17 protein-coding genes are annotated in these 16,597 nt (G+C 71.6%); 6 read left to right on the top strand and 11 right to left on the bottom strand.

Annotated features, from left to right (window positions below; genetic code table 11):
- Nucleotides 1-52: 52 nt before the first annotated feature.
- The 4 genes from I2501_RS25650 to I2501_RS25635 form a co-directional block, all read right to left on the bottom strand.
- Nucleotides 53-538, bottom strand: coding sequence for an RDD family protein (locus I2501_RS25650; RefSeq protein WP_196196556.1), 486 nt, complete (start codon nt 536-538; stop codon nt 53-55).
- A gap of 43 nt (nt 539-581) precedes the next feature.
- Nucleotides 582-1,943, bottom strand: a complete 1,362-nt coding sequence (locus I2501_RS25645; protein ID WP_196196555.1) for a glutamine synthetase family protein — start codon at nt 1,941-1,943, stop codon at nt 582-584.
- Nucleotides 1,944-2,098: 155 nt separating this feature from the next.
- Entirely contained in the window at nt 2,099-2,989 is an 891-nt protein-coding gene (locus I2501_RS25640) for a C40 family peptidase (protein WP_196196554.1), read from the bottom strand.
- Between the two features lie 109 nt (nt 2,990-3,098).
- On the bottom strand, nt 3,099-4,340 hold the full coding sequence (locus I2501_RS25635) for an SPFH domain-containing protein (RefSeq protein WP_196196553.1): 1,242 nt from the start codon (nt 4,338-4,340) through the stop codon (nt 3,099-3,101).
- Nucleotides 4,341-4,573: 233 nt separating this feature from the next.
- On the opposite strand from I2501_RS25635, the gene I2501_RS25630 reads away from it, so the two are divergent.
- A complete protein-coding gene (locus I2501_RS25630; RefSeq protein ID WP_196196552.1) occupies nt 4,574-6,352 on the top strand; it encodes an NAD+ synthase in 1,779 nt (592 codons plus the stop codon).
- On the opposite strand, the gene I2501_RS25625 is transcribed toward I2501_RS25630, so the two are convergent.
- Entirely contained in the window at nt 6,324-6,737 is a 414-nt protein-coding gene (locus I2501_RS25625; protein WP_196196551.1) for a DUF4345 domain-containing protein, read from the bottom strand. The two genes, I2501_RS25630 and I2501_RS25625, sit on opposite strands and share 29 nt — an antisense overlap.
- A 91-nt stretch (nt 6,738-6,828) precedes the next feature.
- Between I2501_RS25625 and I2501_RS25620 the strand changes: the two genes are divergently transcribed.
- Complete coding sequence (locus tag I2501_RS25620; RefSeq protein ID WP_196196550.1) at nt 6,829-7,428, top strand: TetR/AcrR family transcriptional regulator; 600 nt, start codon at nt 6,829-6,831, stop codon at nt 7,426-7,428.
- Between the two features lie 20 nt (nt 7,429-7,448).
- Here I2501_RS25620 and I2501_RS25615 read toward each other — a convergent pair whose 3' ends face one another.
- The 3 genes from I2501_RS25615 to I2501_RS25605 all read right to left on the bottom strand — a co-directional run bounded on the left by I2501_RS25615 (nt 7,449) and on the right by I2501_RS25605 (nt 10,995).
- Nucleotides 7,449-8,423, bottom strand: a complete 975-nt coding sequence (locus I2501_RS25615) for an endonuclease/exonuclease/phosphatase family protein (RefSeq protein WP_196196549.1) — start codon at nt 8,421-8,423, stop codon at nt 7,449-7,451.
- Between the two features lie 71 nt (nt 8,424-8,494).
- Nucleotides 8,495-9,247, bottom strand: a complete 753-nt coding sequence (locus I2501_RS25610) for a TetR/AcrR family transcriptional regulator (RefSeq protein WP_196196548.1) — start codon at nt 9,245-9,247, stop codon at nt 8,495-8,497.
- 26 nt (nt 9,248-9,273) lie between these two features.
- Nucleotides 9,274-10,995: an MFS transporter gene (locus tag I2501_RS25605; protein WP_196196547.1), complete on the bottom strand. Its 1,722-nt coding sequence runs from the start codon at nt 10,993-10,995 to the stop codon at nt 9,274-9,276.
- Between the two features lie 319 nt (nt 10,996-11,314).
- On the opposite strand from I2501_RS25605, the gene panB reads away from it, so the two are divergent.
- Nucleotides 11,315-12,184 carry a 3-methyl-2-oxobutanoate hydroxymethyltransferase gene (gene panB, locus I2501_RS25600; protein WP_196196546.1) on the top strand — a complete coding sequence of 290 codons (870 nt, stop codon included), beginning with the start codon at nt 11,315-11,317 and terminating at the stop codon, nt 12,182-12,184.
- A 142-nt stretch (nt 12,185-12,326) separates the two neighbouring features.
- Nucleotides 12,327-13,115: a site-2 protease family protein gene (locus I2501_RS25595; RefSeq protein ID WP_196196545.1), complete on the top strand. Its 789-nt coding sequence runs from the start codon at nt 12,327-12,329 to the stop codon at nt 13,113-13,115.
- Nucleotides 13,116-13,165: 50 nt separating this feature from the next.
- Here I2501_RS25595 and I2501_RS25590 read toward each other — a convergent pair whose 3' ends face one another.
- Complete coding sequence (locus I2501_RS25590) at nt 13,166-13,327, bottom strand: hypothetical protein (protein ID WP_196196544.1); 162 nt, start codon at nt 13,325-13,327, stop codon at nt 13,166-13,168.
- Between the two features lie 99 nt (nt 13,328-13,426).
- On the bottom strand, nt 13,427-14,170 hold the full coding sequence (gene npdG / locus I2501_RS25585) for an NADPH-dependent F420 reductase (protein WP_196196543.1): 744 nt from the start codon (nt 14,168-14,170) through the stop codon (nt 13,427-13,429).
- Nucleotides 14,171-14,217: 47 nt separating this feature from the next.
- On the opposite strand from npdG, the gene I2501_RS25580 reads away from it, so the two are divergent.
- Both I2501_RS25580 and I2501_RS25575 read left to right on the top strand, forming a co-directional pair.
- Entirely contained in the window at nt 14,218-14,814 is a 597-nt protein-coding gene (locus I2501_RS25580) for a hypothetical protein (protein ID WP_196196542.1), read from the top strand.
- A 113-nt stretch (nt 14,815-14,927) separates the two neighbouring features.
- Entirely contained in the window at nt 14,928-15,959 is a 1,032-nt protein-coding gene (locus I2501_RS25575) for a terpene synthase family protein (protein WP_196196541.1), read from the top strand.
- Here the strand turns inward: I2501_RS25575 and I2501_RS25570 are convergent.
- Entirely contained in the window at nt 15,952-16,593 is a 642-nt protein-coding gene (locus tag I2501_RS25570) for a hypothetical protein (protein WP_196196540.1), read from the bottom strand. The genes I2501_RS25575 and I2501_RS25570 overlap by 8 nt on opposite strands.
- Nucleotides 16,594-16,597 lie beyond the last annotated feature (4 nt).

Raw genomic sequence — 16,597 nt, 5'->3', positions numbered from 1 at the left:
ACTCGACACGGCGACCGGTTCGCGGCCCCGAGGCACGCAGCCCGCGGGGCCGTCAGGCCCGGACGACGACGGTGCGGGCGGCCTTGTCGTGCAGGGTCTGCTGGTTCGGCCGGTCCCACAGCATCCAGAGGCAGTCCAGGATGCTCAGGTACGCGCCGACCCCGAGCACCGCGGCGGGCAGGGCGAACACCGCCGTCCGCAGCCACGCCTGACCGGCAGTCAGCCGCCCGCGCTCGGTTCCGACCGGCTTCACCTTGATGCGGAACGCCCGCATACCGAGCGTCCGGCCGCCGCCGAACTGGAGCTGGAGCGCGCCGTAGAGCAGCCGGATGCCCGTAAGGACGACCAGCGCGAGCACGCTGTTGCCCATGCCCGGCAGCCGCAGGCACGCCAGGTACAGCACCGCGATCACGACCGTGTCGAGGGCGGCGGCTCCGAACCGGGCCCCGAACGAGGCCAGGTCGTGGTCGCCGACGACACGGAGCTCGGAGACGCGGGTTCCCGCAGCGAACGGGCTGTCGACTGGGTTCTTCTGCACGCCGCATCCAAGCACGCGGCGCTGACCCGCGACAAACAGCCCGCTACAGCACCGGCAGGTTCCTGCGGAGCTCGAACGGGGTGACCTCGGAGCGGTACTCCTCCCACTCGTTGTGCTTGTTGCGCAGGAAGAAGTCGAAGACGTGCTCGCCGAGCGTCTCGCGGACCAGGTCGCTGCGCTCCATCAGCTCGATGGCCTCGCCCAGGTTCTGCGGGAGGGGCTCGATGCCCATGGCGCGGCGTTCGAGGTTGGTCAGCGCCCAGACGTCGTCGTCCGCGCCCGGAGGGAGCTCGTAGCCCTCGGCGATGCCCTTGAGGCCGGCGGCGAGGATGACGGAGTAGGCCAGGTACGGGTTGCACCCGGTGTCCAGAGAGCGGATCTCGACACGGGTCGAGCCCTGCTTGCCCGGCTTGTACATCGGCACGCGGACCAGGGCCGAGCGGTTGTTGTGGCCCCAGCAGATGTAGGACGGCGCCTCGCCGCCCGCGCCCGCGGCGCGCTGCGAGCCACCCCAGATGCGCTTGTAGGAGTTGACCCACTGGTTGGTGATCGCCGAGGTCTCCGCCGCGTGGCGGAGCAGCCCGGCGATGAAGGAGCGGCCGACCTTGGAGAGCTGGTACTCCGCGCCCGCCTCGTGGAAGGCGTTGCGGTCGCCCTCGAACAGGGAGAGGTGGGTGTGCATGCCGGACCCAGGGAAGTGGGAGAACGGCTTCGGCATGAAGGTGGCGTGGACGCCCTGCTCCAGCGCGACCTCCTTCATGACCAGACGGAACGTCATGATGTTGTCGGCCGTGGAGAGCGCGTCCGCGTAGCGGAGGTCGATCTCCTGCTGGCCCGGGGCGCCCTCGTGGTGGCTGAACTCCACCGAGATGCCCATCGACTCCAGCATGGTGATGGCCTGTCGGCGGAAGTCGTGGCCGACGCCGCGCGGGGTGTGGTCGAAGTAGCCCGAGTGGTCCGCCGGGGTCGGCACGGTGCCGTCCGCGGGGAGGTCGTTGAGCAGGAAGAACTCGATCTCGGGGTGGGTGTAGAAGGTGAAGCCCAGGTTGGACGCCTTCTCCAGGGTCCGCTTGAGGACGAAGCGCGGGTCCGCGAAGGACGGCGAGCCGTCCGGCATCAGGATGTCGCAGAACATCCGGGCCGTCCCCGGCGCCTCCGACCGCCACGGCAGTATCTGGAAGGTCGCCGGGTCCGGCTTGGCCAGCATGTCCGACTCGTACACCCGGGCGAAGCCCTCGATCGCGGACCCGTCGAACCCGATGCCCTCCTCGAAGGCCTGGTCCAGCTCGGCCGGAGCGACCGCGACGGACTTGAGGAAGCCGAGGACGTCGGTGAACCAGAGCCGGACGAACCGGATGTCTCGCTCTTCGAGAGTGCGGAGCACGAACTCCTGCTGCTTGCCCATGGCTACAGTCTCACCTCTGCGCTTTACGGATGCGTTAACGCGGAAGCGCCGCCGTCGGCGCGTCGTCCACTGTCCGCATCATTGCAGATTATGAGGCTGGTCGGACGATCCGAACGGCGCCCGGAACGGCGTCCCTGACCTCGCCCGGAACGTCGTCAGGAGACGCGGCCGAACTGGGTCGGGTAGTAACCCGTCGAAAGCACCGAGATCCGGACGTCCGCGCCGGGGTGGGGCGCCTCGATGTACCGGCCGCCGCCCAGGTAGATCGCGACGTGGTGGATACCGGAGGCGCGGCTGCTGGAGGACCAGAAGACCAGGTCGCCGCGCCGCAGCTGGCTCGCGGTGATCGGGCTGGTCGCCCGGTACTGGTCGGCGGCCACGCGCGGCAGGCTGATCCCGGCCCGCCGGTAGGCCTGCTGGACCAGACCGGAGCAATCGAAGCCGTAGGGTCCGTTGCCGCCCCAGACGTAGGGCTTGCCGAGCTGCGCCTCGGCGTAGCCGATGGCCGCCTCCAGGTTGCCCACGCTCGGGCCGGGCGCAGGGGCCGGGGACGGATTCGGGGTCGGGGTCGGGGTCGGGCTCGGGGAGGGGTGCCCGGTGCCGATGTGGGCGAGGTAGATGGCGTAGTGCGTCGTCCAGCGCCACTCGCCGTTCTTGCGGAACCAGTAACGGTGACCGTCCCAGCCCTGGCGTATGCCCCCGCCGGTCGCGGCGGTTCCGCTGCCGGACCCACCGCCGCTGCTGTGGCGGAGGTAGATGTCGTAGTGCGAGGTCCAGCGCCACTCGCCGTTGGCGCGGAACCAGTAGCGGCTGCCGTCCCAACCCGCGTGCGCGGGGGCTGGTTCCGCGTGCGCGGCCGGGGCGGATATCAGGGCGGCGCCACCGCCGACCGCCAGCATCGCGGTCGTCGCGGCGGCCCGCGCCAGCGGACCCATGTGCGGCGTGGCCGGGGGCTTCGGAGCTGCCGGGGCGGTCCGGGCGCTGTGGGCGCGGCAGTGGACACAGGTGCAGCCGGTCGTGTCCAACTCGGCGAATGCGGTGCTCATGGCGGACGGGCTCCGTTCTCTTCGGGACGGGGGCTTACGCGTCACGGAAGGGCTTGCGTCACTGAGGGGCTTGCGTCACTGAGGGGCTGGCGTCACTGAGGGGCTGGCGTCACGGAAGGTCTGCTGCGGCGGAGACGGCGGTGGCCGAGAGCGGGACGTCCGCGCGGCGCAGGAGCGGGAGACCGCCCGCGCCCTCCGGCGGTACCGCCGTCGCGGAGCCGGGGACCGGCGGCTCGGTCTGCGGCTCGGTCTGCGGCGCGGCCGACAGCGCAGCCGGCAGCTCGACTGCCGTCCGGTCCGCGTCGGCGGCGGCCGGGTTCGGCGTGGTCGGGACCGCGAGGAAGGCGGTCACCAGATCCCGCGTCAGCAGCGCGCGGAACTCGGCGTCCAGGGCCATGCCCTGGTCCCGCTCGAACTGACGCAGTGTCAACGCGGCCGTCTCGACCGCGTCGCCGACGATGACCTCGCGGGTGCCGGCGTCCAGCTCGGCGAGGCGGCGACGGCGCATCCCGGCGGCGAAGTCGGCGCGGTAGTCGAGGCAGACGGCCTGGACGGAGTAGACGGCGATGCCGACGGGTGCCATCTCCGCGCCCAGCAGGCGGGTCAGTTCGCCGCCGAGCCACTGGCCGTCGCGCAGGGAGGGGCCCGGGGTGACGAAGCTGTCGCACGGCAGCGTGGAGGCGACCCGGCAGAAGACCGCCTCGGCGCTGGCCGCCAGGTGCCGGCCGTGGTCGTCGACGGCGAAGCGGGCGCGGGCGGTGTCCTTGACCTGCCAGACCAGCATCAGCTCGGCCGTGATCGGCGAGCCCTCGCGGTCGGTGGTCGCGATCGCCTCGCTGCGCCAGTGGCGGATCCGGACGTCGATCGGGCGGCGCTTGAGCAGCGGGTTCACCCAGACCAGCCCGGAGCGGCGGACCGTGCCCCGGTAGCCGCCCCAGCGGCTGAGCACGCGGGCGGTGCCCACCGGATTGGCCATCAGCCCGAAGAGCCCGACCACCACGACCAGCCCGCACAGGCCCTGCAGCACGACGGCGGTGCGCGGAGCCAGGGTCGGGCCACTGTCGCGAAGGGCCTGGGCGCCCGGCACCCAGCCCGGCAGACCGGAGGCGCGCGCCTGGACCAGCGCCGCCGCGAGTGCGACGGCCAGCATCAGCAGCAGGACGGCCCACCCCGGCACCACGCCGCGGGCCGGACGCTCCCTCAGTTCCGCGTCCGAGCGGGGCGGTCGGCGTACCGCCCACGGGGCCGTGACCCGACGTTCGGCCGACTGGTCCACCGGCTGCTCCACGTGGTCCATCCCCTCTGCAGGCGTCGCGCCCGTGATCGACATCGCAACGATCTTCAGGAGCACGAACGTACCCTTATTTCGGACATACCGTCAATACAGCTATAACTCAGTAGTAATACCGGCATGCCCGGACTCTTCGGACAGTCAAACGCACCCGAACGAAGGACTCCAGAAGGATTCCGACTCCCGCCAGGCACATGTCATCAGCGGTCGCCAGTGCACGAACGAAGCCTCCCCATGCTCCTGTCCGGGCGATCCGGCAGACATCTCGTCGGTTAGACGATTACTGTGGGGACATGCCTTCCCTTCGTCTCGCGCTGAACCAGGTCGACAGCGTCGTCGGCGACCTCGACGGCAACGCCGAGCTGATCGTCCGCTGGACCCGGCACGCCGCCGAACAGGGCGCTCACCTGGTGGCCTTCCCCGAGCTGACGCTCACCGGCTACCCGATCGAGGATCTGGCGCTGCGCCCGTCCTTCATCGAGGCCTCGCGCGCGACGCTGGTCGCGCTGGCGGCCCGGCTGCAGGCGGAGGGGCTCGGCGACATCCCGGTCGTGGTCGGCTATCTGGGCAAATCGCTGACCGACACCCCGGAGCCGGGGCCGGAGAGGACGTGGGGACTGCCCGCCGGTTCGCCGCAGAACTGCGCCGCGCTGCTCCACAAGGGTGAGGTGGTCGCCAGGCTGGCCAAGCACCACCTGCCCAACTACGGCGTGTTCGACGAGTTCCGCTACTTCGTCCCCGGCGACACGCTGCCGGTGGTCCGACTGCACGGGATCGACGTCGCGCTCGCCGTCTGCGAGGACATCTGGCAGGACGGCGGCCGGGTCCAGGCCGCACGCCAGGCCGACGCGGGGCTGCTGCTGGTGATCAACGCCTCCCCCTACGAGGCGCGTCGCGGCGCCGAGCGGCTGGAGCTGGTCCGCAGGCGGGCGGCGGAGGCCGACTGCACCCTCGCCTACGTCAACCTGGTGGGCGGCCAGGACGAGTTGGTCTTCGACGGCCAGTCCGTGGTCGTCGCGACCGACGGCGCCGTACTGGCCCGCGCGCCGCAGTTCGAGGCGGGCTGCCTGCTGCTCGACCTCGACCTGCCCGCGGCGACGGCACCCGTCGACGGCACCACCCGGATCGTCGCCGACGGCCTGGAGATCCGCCGCACGGTGCTGTCCGAGGAGCCGCTGCCCGCACCGGAGGAGCCCGTCGCGCCGGGGCGGGCGCCCGAGATGGACGAGCTGGAGGAGATCTACGCCGCGCTGGTCTGCGGGCTGCGGGCCTATGTGGAGAAGAACGGCTTCACCTCGGTGCTGATCGGCCTCTCCGGCGGCATCGACTCGGCGCTGGTCGCGGCGATCGCGGTGGACGCGGTCGGGGCGGAGCACGTCCACGGCGTCTCCATGCCGAGCGCGTACTCGTCGCAGCACTCGCGGGACGACGCGGCGGAGTTGGCGGAGAACACCGGGCTGCACTTCCGGACCGTCCCGATCGCGCCGATGTTCGACGCCTACATGTCCGCGCTCGGTCTCAGCGGTCTGGCGGAGGAGAACCTGCAGTCGCGCCTGCGCGGCACGCTGCTGATGGCGATCTCCAACCAGGAGGGCCACATCGTCCTGGCGCCGGGCAACAAGAGCGAGTTGGCGGTCGGCTACTCGACCCTCTACGGCGACTCGGTCGGCGCGTTCGGCCCGATCAAGGACGTCTACAAGTCCCTCGTCTTCCGGCTGGCCCGCTGGCGCAACGAGGCCGCGGCCAAGCGCGGCGAGACGCCGCCGATCCCGGAGAACACGCTCACCAAGCCGCCCTCCGCCGAACTGCGGCCGGGCCAGGTCGACACCGACTCCCTGCCCGAGTACGACGTCCTGGACGCGATCCTCTCGGCGTACGTGGAACAGGACCGGGGCCTGGCGGAGATCGTCGCCGACGGGTACGACCCGACGCTGGTCGAGCGGGTGATCCGGCTGGTGGACACGGCCGAGTACAAGCGCCGGCAGTACCCGCCGGGCACGAAGATCTCCCCGAAGAACTTCGGCCGCGACCGGCGGCAGCCGATCACCAACCGGTGGCGGGAGCGGCAGTGAGGTCGGCGGACGCCCGCTCGTCGGCGTCCGCAAGCCAGAAGTAGACGGGCGGCAGACCGAGTTCGATCACCGAGAGCACGATCTGGAACCACTGCGGCCAGCCGTGGAGTGCCAGCGAGAGGACCCGACCGAGGCCGCCCAGCAGGAAGACGGCGGCAAGCCACCGCACCGCAGCCGCCGGAACGGGCCGCTGCCGACCGGCCCAGAGCCAGGCCAGGCCGTAGCCGCAGAAGCTCGCGCCCATGAAGCGCCCCCAACTGTCGACCGTCGTCCCCGCGTTGCCCGCGCCGGGGATCGCCGCGTTGCCGAGGGCCAGATGGAACAGCCCGATCGCCACGCAGGCCCACCCCATGAGCTGGACGAGCAGTTTGAGAGTCCTGGCCATGACGCACCACCAGCCTTAGTTGACATGTGTCTACTAGCCTGGACACCAGGGTAGGCCCGCCAAGTAGACGCGTGTCAAGTAATCTGGCCGCGTGCCGCCACCCCGCCAGCGCCTCACTCCGGCCGACCGTCGCGCCCAGCTCCTCTCCGTGGGCGCCCGGCTGTTCGCGGAGCACCCCTACGAGGAGGTGCTGATGGAGGAGGTCGCCCAGCGGGCGGGAGTCTCCCGGGCTCTGCTGTACCGGCACTTCCCGAGCAAGCAGGCGCTCTTCGCCGCCGTCTACCAGGAGGCGGCGGACCGGCTGCTTGCCGAGACGCGGATCGACCCCGCCGCCTCCCTGCGCGAACAGCTGGACCAGGGCATGGACGTGCACCTGGACTACTTCGTGGCCAACCGCAACGCGGTTCTGGCCGCGAACCGGGTCCTCGCCGGCGATCCCGTCATCCAGACGATCATGACCGGCGAGCTGGACGCCCTCCGCGCGCGGCTGCTCACCGTCCTGCCACTGGCAGACGCCACCACCCGCGCGGCGGTGTCGAGCGTGCTGAAGAGCTGGCTGGTCTTCGTCCAGGTGCTCGTCGTGGACTGGCTCGCCGAGGAGACCTGCAGCCGGGACGAGATGCGCGACATCTGCGTCGGCGCGGTCCTCGGGGCGCTGCGGCCGCTGCTCCCCGAGGGCGCGTCGGCCTGAGGCGCCCGTCGCCTCGGGGACTACAGCTCGAAGTGCGCGGCGATCGGGCGGTGGTCGCTGCCCGTCCGGGGCAGGACCCAGGCCGAGGTGGGCGTGATGCCCCGGGACATGATCTGGTCGATCCGGGCCATCGGGAACTGGGACGGCCAGCTGAAGCCGAAGCCCGCACCCGCACTCCCCTGCGCGGACTGGAGCTGCATGGTGACCGGGGCCAGCGCGCGGTCGTTCATGGTGCCGTTCATGTCGCCGAGCAGCAGCACCTTCTTCAGCGGCTCCGCGCTCACCGCCTCGCCCAGCGCCTCGGCGCTGTGGTCGCGCTGGTTGGCGGTGAAACCGTTGTCGAAGTTGACGCGGACCGACGGCATGTGGGCCACGTAGACGGCGAGCGGGCCCTGCGGGGTCTGCACGGTGGCCCGGAGCGCGCGGATCCAGCCGATCTTGATGTCGACGGGCTTGATGTCCGTCAGCGGGTACTTCGACCAGAGCCCGACCGTGCCCTCGACCGCGTGGTGCGGGTAGCTGCCGCCCAACGTCTGCTCGATCGTCGGGAGTTGGGCGGAGGTGATCTCTTCCAGCGAGATGACGTCCGGCTTGGCCTGCATCAGCGTGTCCATGGTGCTGACCACCTGGGTGTTGGACGCGTCGATGTTGTGCTGGACGGCGGTGAAGTCGTAGGAGCCGCCGCTCTTGTCGGTCAGCAGCGCGCCGAAGAGCAGCAGCCAGACCAGCGTGGGCGCGAGCAGCGCCGCCAGCGCGGTCGCCGAGCGGCGCAGCAGCGCGACCAGCAGCAGCACCGGGATTGCCAGCCCGACCCACGGCAGGAAGGTCTCGGTCAGGCTGCCGAAGTTGCCGAGCTGGTCCGGGATCTGCCGGTGGAAGGCCAGCACGCAGGCGACCAGCAGGGCCAGCACGCCGACGACCCAGCCCCGGCGCCAGGTCGAACGGCCCTTGCCGTCACGTCCGCGCCAGTGGAGGTCCTTGCCGACGAAAGCCATGCGTTGTTCCTCACCTTTTAGCCGGTTTGCTGCGGTTCAGCCTATGGGTGAGGAGACGCCGACAATCGCAATCAGGTTCCCTTGGTGGAGGTAAGTGCTTCCTGAGGAGCCTTCACGCCGACGCCCGTCAGCACCGCGTCGACGATCGTGCTGGACAGCTCCGAGTCCTCAAGGCGCAGCGGTGACTCGGGGTGGAGCACGGTCAGCGAGAGCATCGGACCCACGATCAGCTCGGCCATCAGATCCGGCGGGAGGTCACCGCGGAGTTCGCCGCGCAGCTGGGCGTCGAGGATCAGCGAGCGCAGGGCCTCGCGGCGCGGCTCGATGACCACCTTGCTGTACTTCTCGTAGAGCGCGGGGATGGCCCGGATCTCGGCGGCGACCAGGGCCAGGCTGGTGCCGGACCGGCGCGTGACGCCCATCCGCCGGATCGACTCCACCACGGAGATCAGCGTCTCCCGCAGGGTGCCCCGCTCGCAGTAGAGCGGCCCGGCCTCCGCGTCGAGCTCCGTCAGCAGGTGCAGCAGCAGCGCCTCACGGTCCGGCCAGCGACGGTAGATGGTGGACTTGCCCACCTTGGCCTCGGCGGCGATGGCCTCGATGGTCATGCCGGCCAGGCTGGTGCCCCGGGCCATCAGTCGCAGCATGCCCTCCACGATCGAGTCCTCGACCCCCTCGGTGCGGGGCCGCCCGCGACGCGCGGGAGCTGGGCAGTCGGCCGGCTCGGCTCCCGGTGCGGTGGATCTGGCCGGGGTGGTCGCCCGTCCGCCGATCTCCCGGCCGATCATCTGCTCGAACTGGCTGTCGACAGCGCTGCTCTTCACCCTCCCATCCTCCCGCACCGGCCCGCTCACTCGGCCTGCATCCGGCTCGCGACCTCAGCCGCGGACGCGGACTCGGACTCCGACTCCGACTCCGACTCGGCTGGGTCGCCCACCGCAGCGTCGCCCTCCGCAGCGTGCCCCTCGCTCGCGTCCCCCTCCGCCGAGGCGCGCGGCGCGGGGGCCATCGCACCGCCGTAGGAGGCACTCTTGCCGGGCAGGAACGCCACGGCCACGACCAGGCCCAGCAGCGCCGCCAGCGCCGCGCCCGAGGCGGTGACGTGCATGGCGTGGATGAACGCGTCCTTGGCCGGGTCGACCAGGCCGGCCCCCGCCGGACCCAGCTTCTCGGCGACACCCAGGGTGCCCTCGATCGACTCGCCCGCCGGGCCGCGGAGCGCGGGCGACAGGTGGTTCAGGTGGTCACCGATACCGCTGCGGTAGGTGGTGGAGAGCAAGGCACCCAACACCGCCACCCCGAGCGAGCCGCCGACCTGGCGGAAGGTGTTGTTGACCGCGGAGCCCGAGCCCGCCTTCTCGCGCGGCAGGCTGGCCATGACCGTGACCGACGCGGGCGGCATCACCAGGGCCATGCCCGTGCCCTGGACGAAGGAGATGACCTCCAGCACCCAGATGCCCGTGCTCCGACCCAGCAGCAGGAATCCGACGAAGGCGACGGCTATCAGGGCCTGGCCGAGAGCCACCGTGGCCTTGACGCCGAACCGGTCCACCACGAACCGCGCCCGGGGAGAGAAGATCAGCTGCGCCACCGCAAGCGGCAGGAGCAGCAGACCCGCCTGCAGCGGGCTGAAGCCGCGCACGCTCTGTATGTAGAAGACGCCGAAGAAGGTGACGCCCATCAGCGCGAAGAAGGCCAGGCCGATGGCGACCACCGAGGCGGAGAAGTGCCGGTTGCGGAACCAGGAGATGGTGAGCACCGGGTGCTTGGCCCGCCGCTGGTACACCACGAAGCCGACCAGCACCAGCACGCCGGCGGCCATCGGCAGCCAGCTCTCCGGCGCGGTGAAGTCGGCGTCCTGGCCGCCCTTGATGATGCCGTAGATCAGCGCGACCAGGCCGGCCATGGAGAGCAGCACGCCCAGCGGGTCGAGCCTGCCGGGCTTGGGGTCCTTGGAGTCCGGGACCAGCAGGACCATGCCGATCAGCGCCACGATCACGATCGGGACGTTGACCAGGAAGACCGAGCCCCACCAGAAGTGGGCCAGCAGCAGACCGCCCGCGATCGGGCCGATGGCGATGGCCAGGCCGACCGCTCCGGACCAGATGCCGATGGCGCGCGGGTGCTCCTCGCGCTCGAAGACGTTCATGATGATCGCCAGGGTGGCGGGCAGCACGAAGGCGCCGCCGAAGCCCATCGCGGCCCGGAAGCCGATCAGCTCGGCCGGGTTGGAGGCCATCGAGCAGAGCAGCGACCCCGCCCCGAACACGACCATGCCGAAGAGCAGCACCTTCTTGCGCCCCAGCCGGTCGCCGAGCAGGCCTGCCGTGAAGAGCAGGCCGACGAAGACCAGCGTGTAGGAGTTGATCGCCCACTCCAGCTGGCTCTGGGTGGCGCCGATGCCCACCGGAGCTGGTGTGGCGATGGTCTTCATCGCCACGTTGAGGATCGAGTTGTCGAGCACGACAACGAGGAGGGCGAAGACCAGGACGGTCAGGATCAGCCAACGACGCCGGTGCACGGCCTCGGGCACCCGGGGCGGCGCGGCGGCAGCAGCGGTGGTGGTCGTCATGGCAGTCAGCGTAGCTGCTTTTCGATACGAGACCGTCTCGTATCGAAAACATCGCCCGAAAGAATGAGCGAGCACAGGACCCGCGGCCTACGACCGTCGAGCGACCCCCAGCCGAGCGCCGGGCGAGCAGCGGGCGAGCGATGGACCAGCGACAGACCAGTGCCGGGCGAGCGGCGGCCGAGCCGTTGCCGGGAGCGTGACCGACACGACTCGGGACGGCCGGTCGCTCCCCTTCCCGTCCTTCACGACGACGTGTCAGCATGGACGTGATCCGGGGACGCCGCACGGCGCCACGAGACCACGACACAGGAGACAGACCATGCAGAACGGTTCGCTTCCGCCTGCCCAGAAAGCCTCCGGCACCGCTTCCCTGTACGGCGGGGTCACCAACCGCCGGGTGACCGTCAGGGACCTGGCCGCCGCCAAGACCCGGGGTGAGCGCTGGGCCATGCTCACCGCCTACGACGCGCTGACCGCCGGCGTCTTCGACGAGTCCGGCGTGCCGGTGCTGCTCGTCGGCGATTCGATGGGCAACTGCCACCTCGGCTACGACACCACCGTGCCGGTCACCATGGACGAGATCGCGATCCTCTCCGCCGCGGTCGTCCGCGGGACCAAGCGCGCCATGGTCGTCGCCGACCTTCCGTTCGGGAGCTACCAGGAGTCGCCGGCCCAGGCGCTGCGCAGCGCCGTCCGGCTGATGAAGGAGTCCGGCGTCCACGCGGTCAAGCTGGAGGGCGGGGAGCGCTCGGCGCCCGCCATCGAGCTGCTGGTGCAGGCCGGCGTCCCGGTGATGGCACACCTGGGCCTGACCCCGCAGTCCGTGCACGCGCTCGGCGGCTACCCCGTCCAGGGCCGCGGCGACGAGGCGTCGCACCAGTTGCTGCGCGACGCCAAGACGGTGCAGGCGGCCGGGGCGTTCTCGGTCGTGCTGGAGGCGGTGCCGGCCGAGCTGGCCGCGCAGGTCACCAAGGAGCTGCACGTCCCGACCGTCGGCATCGGCGCGGGCGTCGGCTGCGACGCGCAGGTGCTGGTCTGGACGGACATGGCCGGCATGACGGACGGCCACGTGCCGCGCTTCGTCAAGCAGTACGCCAACCTCCGCGCGGAGCTGGGCCGGGCCGCGCGTGAGTACGTGGACGACGTGCGCGCGGCGACCTTCCCCGCCGAGGAGCACAGCTTCCACTGACACAGACAGCGGCAAGGGCCCGGCAGGTCCGGCGGTGAGCTCGCCGCCGGACCTGGCGGGCCTGGCGTTCGGGCCGCCGACCGGGCATCATCGGCACTCCGTGCCGTCATCGTCGACCTTCCGACCGGAGCCCTGTCACCCCATGAGCTCGTTCGCCAGCCACCAGCACTCGGAACGACGGATCAGCGTCGTCTTCTGGGTGCTGCTCGCCGTCTTCGCCGCCGCAGGCGGTGCCCTCTGGACGGACTGGGGCAACTCCCGCGTCGGGGTCTTCCTCTTCGTCTGCGCGGGCTGGCTGATCTCGCTCTGCCTGCACGAGTACGGGCACGCGCGCGCCGCGCTGCACGGCGGTGACATCAGCGTCGGCGCCAAGGGCTACCTGACGCTGAACCCGCTCAAGTACACGCATCCCGTCTACAGCTTCGTGATGCCGCTGATCTTCATCATCCTGGGCGGCATCGCACTGCCGGGCGGCGCGGTCTTCATCGACCGCAGCAAGATCCGCAGCAAGGCGAAGAACAGCCTGATCTCGGCGGCGGGCCCGCTCAGCAACGTGGTCTTCGCGCTGGCCCTGCTTTTGATCGTGGGAGCCGTCGGGTACCCGTCGGCGCACCACGACTTCTTCGCGGCGCTGGGCTATCTGGCGATGCTTCAGCTGATGGCGTCCATCATCAACCTGCTGCCCGTTCCCGGCCTGGACGGGTACGGGATCATCGAGCCCTGGCTCTCCTACGAGACCCGCCGTTCACTGGCGAACATCGCGCCCTACGGCATGATCATCGTCTTTATGCTGCTGTGGAACCAGAAGATCAACAGCTGGTTCTTCGGCGAGGTGCTCAGCACGATCCTCAGCTGGTTCGGCAGCACGCTGTACTTCGCCAGCGACGGCATGGGCCTGTTCCAGATCATCCACCTGAACCTGGGGATCTGACGGAACTGAGGATCTGACGGACCCAGGGATCTGCGCGCGGCCGCTCCCGATCAGGCGCGGGCGCGCTTCCACTGCACCCAGCCGACGTTGCTGGCGACGCCGGCCAGCAGCACGAAGGCCAGCCCGAGCCAGAACTGCGCCAGCACCGACACCACCGCAGCGGCCAGGGCCAGCACGGCGAGAACGAAGGCGAAGAGCGCGAAGCGGGGCATCGGGGGAACTCCAGCGGTGTGCAGCAGACGGGAACGGTCCGGACGGGACCATTCTCCCCCGTCCGGACCGCTCCCCCGTTGCCGGGGTGCACGGCAGCCTCACACGTCGGTGATCCGCAGGCCCGCGTGCGCCTTGTAGCGGCGGTTGACCGAGATCAGGTTGGCCACCAGCGACTCGACCTGGTGGGCGTTGCGCAGCCGGCCCGCGAAGACGCCGCGCATGCCGGGGATCCGGTCGGCCAGCGCCTGCACCACGTCCGTGGCAGCCCGCTCCTCGCCCAGCACCAGCACGTCGATGTCGATCTCCTCGACCTCGCGGTCCTCCAGCAGCACCGCCGACAGGTGGTGGAAGGCGGCCGTCACCCGCGAGTCCGGCAGCAGCGCGGCGGCCTGCTGCGCGGCACTGCCCTCCTCCGGCTTGAGCGCGTAGGCGCCCTGCTTGTCGAAGCCCAGCGGGTTGACGCAGTCGACGACGATCTTGCCCGCCAGCTCCGCGCGCAGCGAGGCCAGCAGCTCGCCGTGGCCCTCCCACGGCACCGCGACGATCACCACGTCCGAGCGGGCCGCCACGGAGGCGTTGTCCGCGCCCTCGACGCCGTGGCCCAGATCGGCGGCGACGCCCGCGGCGCGCTCCGCGCTGCGCGAACCGATCAGCACCCGCTGGCCCGCCTTGGCCAGCCGGTACGCCAGGCCGCGTCCCTGCGGACCCGTGCCGCCCAGCACGCCGACGACGAGGCCGGACACGTCCGGCAGGTCGAACGGCGACCGGGCCGGGGCGGAAGCGGGGGCCGTAGCAGGGGTCGCGGAGGTGGCGTCACCGGACGCGGCATCAGATGTACTCATGGCCAGATCCTCCCATTCCGTCCCCGCGGTACGGGAGCATGGCTGCCATGGATGCGGTGAGGGTCACAATGCTGCGCGAACTGCTTGCGGACACCGCCTGGCCGGAGCGGGCCCGCGGGTTCGGCGGCGCGCTGCGCGAGTGGGCGACGCCGGGCGGGCTGCTGCTGGTCGGCACCGAGCAGGAGGAGCCGTGGCACCTGGCCGCCCACCTCACCGACGAGGCCGCCTACGCCGACCTGCCGGGGCTCGCGCCGACGCTGGTGCGGCACCGCGTCCCGCCGGGCGCGCCGCCGCACCTCTCGGTGACCCTGTCCCGGCTGGAGCAGGCCCGGCGCGGTGAGACGGTCTTCGTCGTCGCCCCGGACGCGACCGGCGAGGGCCTGCTGGAACGCGTCCACGACGCCCGCCGGATCGGCGCGACGGTGCTCGCCATGGAGGCCGACGACGCGGAGCTGCGCGGCCTGGCCCACGAGGCGCTGACGGTCCGTCCGGATCCTGCCACACCCTCGTTCGAGCTGGTCCAGCACCTGGTCAGCGCCGCCGCCGGGGAGCCGGTCGCCCGACGGCGGCGACGCGGCGTCAAGGACCGGCTCTCCCAGCTGGTGGACCGCCTGACCGCCCCGCCCCCGCCGCTGGGCTGGTGATCCACGACCGCTAACCCGCGCAGCTCAACCGGCGTGCCGGTGCCGGGTCGGCGTCGTTGGGCCGGGGAGAGTTGGGGACACCCCTGCCGCCGCGCCCGCGAGGAGAGAAACGCATGAGCTCAGCCACGGCACCGACGGTCACGGCCGTGACGCCTCCCGTGCTCGACCTCATGCTCCCGCACGGGCGGCTGCTCCCCTCCCGGACGCACCCGGGGGCCGACGCGGTGCGGCAGGAGCACGACGCGTGGTTCCGGCAGGCCCTGTCCGGGCTCCAGCTGCCGGGCAGCGAGCGGCTGTTCGGGCCGTGCGAGGGCGTCAGCCTGATGTGCCGGGTGCTGCCGGACGCCGACGCCGAGCGGTTGGTGGGCATCTGCGTGGCCGCCTCCGCGCTGTTCCTGCTGGACGACGTGGCCGACGACGAGGCGGTCGAGCGGGCGCGCGCGGACGACTACCTGGCCGTGCTGCGGGACGCCGCGCCGAGCACCTCGTCCGCCCCGCTGCTGCTGCTCGCCCGGACGCTGACGCGGGCGCGGCAGGGCGTGGCACCGAAGGTCTGGGCGCGGTTCGTCAGCGGCTTCTCCGAGGTGATCACGGCGGGCGCGGGCAAGTCGGGGACCGCTACCGCGATCGACGGCTACGCCGCCTATCTGGCGGTCCGGCGCGCGGACTCGGCGATCGACCTGGTCGGCGTGGCCATCGAGCACGGACTCGGCCTGGACCTCGACCTGACGGCACGTCAGGCTGCGGCACTACCGGCCTGGGAGGAGTTCCACGACGCCTGCTTCCGGCACACCATCCTGGTCAACGACCTGCTCTCGTTCCGCAAGGAGCACTTCGGCGGCGAGCCCATGAACGCCGTCACCGTCCTGTGCGAGCAGGAGGGCCTGCCGCTGCAGCAGGCCGTGGACGCGGTCTGCGTCCGGATCGCGGGGGCCGAGGAGGACTTCCTCGCCTCCGCCCGCGCGCTGCGCGAGCTCGGGACGCCCGAGCTGGACGCGTATCTGACGGCCTGGGAGCTGATGCTGAGCGGCAACCTGGTCTGGTCCCTGGGCTGTCCCCGCTACCACGGCGCGGACGCCCGCCCCTGGCCGTCCGGCGTCCCGACGCGGATGGAGCTGCACCGGGACCGCACCGTCTTCAGCTAGAACCGCCCGGGGCAGGGCCGCCCGCGTCAGGACCGCCAGGACCGCCGGGACCGCCCCTGGCCCGCCCGCGCAGCAGGGCCAGGGCCGTCGCCGCGCCGACCAGCAGCACCAGCAGCGCGGCCACCACCCGCGCCCACGCACCGGTCGCGGCCACCGACACGGTCGCACCGGCCAGGACCAGCGCCTGGGCCGCGACCGCGCAGAACAGCAGCGACCCATCGCGCAGCTGCGCCGCGCCCGGCGGGCCGCCCGCCACGGCGTCCACGAAGACCAGGTAGGCCAGCAGCAGCCCCGCGTCACAGGCCATCAGCCAGACCGGCGGCGAGCCGATCGCCGCGACGAGCACGAAGCCGACCGCGACCGCCGTGTTGCGGTGGCGGGCCAACCGGGAGTGCCAGCGTGCGTCGCCGCTGACCGGACGGGCCACCACCGGCGGTGCGCCGAACCAGCACAGCAGCACCAGCGCCGCCAGCGCGACGACGCGGCCCGCGAGCTCGCCGAAGGAACCGTCGGTGCTCGGCAGCCCGGACCGGACCAGCGAGAGCGGGTCGCTCGCCGCGCAGGCCAGCGCCACGCCCAGCGCGCGGGCCGCCCACAGGTCCACGGAGCCCGACCGCTCGCCGGAATATGACATACCG

The organism is Streptacidiphilus fuscans, assembly GCF_015690355.1.
In the GTDB taxonomy this organism is placed as follows: Bacteria; Actinomycetota; Actinomycetes; order Streptomycetales; family Streptomycetaceae; genus Streptacidiphilus; species Streptacidiphilus fuscans.
The sequence above is the reverse complement of the archived record's forward strand: the minus strand, read 5'-3'. Positions and strand labels throughout refer to the sequence as shown.

Coding starts and splice junctions, on each gene's coding strand:
- I2501_RS25645 (WP_196196555.1), bottom strand. CDS start 1,943: ATGGGCAAGCAGCAGGAGTTCGTGCTCCGCACTCTCGAAGAGCGAGAC.
- I2501_RS25640 (WP_196196554.1), bottom strand. CDS start 2,989: ATGAGCACCGCATTCGCCGAGTTGGACACGACCGGCTGCACCTGTGTC.
- I2501_RS25630 (WP_196196552.1), top strand. CDS start 4,574: ATGCCTTCCCTTCGTCTCGCGCTGAACCAGGTCGACAGCGTCGTCGGC.
- I2501_RS25625 (WP_196196551.1), bottom strand. CDS start 6,737: ATGGCCAGGACTCTCAAACTGCTCGTCCAGCTCATGGGGTGGGCCTGC.
- I2501_RS25615 (WP_196196549.1), bottom strand. CDS start 8,423: ATGGCTTTCGTCGGCAAGGACCTCCACTGGCGCGGACGTGACGGCAAG.
- I2501_RS25605 (WP_196196547.1), bottom strand. CDS start 10,995: ATGACGACCACCACCGCTGCTGCCGCCGCGCCGCCCCGGGTGCCCGAG.
- panB (WP_196196546.1), top strand. CDS start 11,315: ATGCAGAACGGTTCGCTTCCGCCTGCCCAGAAAGCCTCCGGCACCGCT.
- I2501_RS25595 (WP_196196545.1), top strand. CDS start 12,327: ATGAGCTCGTTCGCCAGCCACCAGCACTCGGAACGACGGATCAGCGTC.
- I2501_RS25590 (WP_196196544.1), bottom strand. CDS start 13,327: ATGCCCCGCTTCGCGCTCTTCGCCTTCGTTCTCGCCGTGCTGGCCCTG.
- npdG (WP_196196543.1), bottom strand. CDS start 14,170: ATGAGTACATCTGATGCCGCGTCCGGTGACGCCACCTCCGCGACCCCT.
- I2501_RS25580 (WP_196196542.1), top strand. CDS start 14,218: ATGGATGCGGTGAGGGTCACAATGCTGCGCGAACTGCTTGCGGACACC.
- I2501_RS25575 (WP_196196541.1), top strand. CDS start 14,928: ATGAGCTCAGCCACGGCACCGACGGTCACGGCCGTGACGCCTCCCGTG.
- I2501_RS25570 (WP_196196540.1), bottom strand. CDS start 16,593: ATGTCATATTCCGGCGAGCGGTCGGGCTCCGTGGACCTGTGGGCGGCC.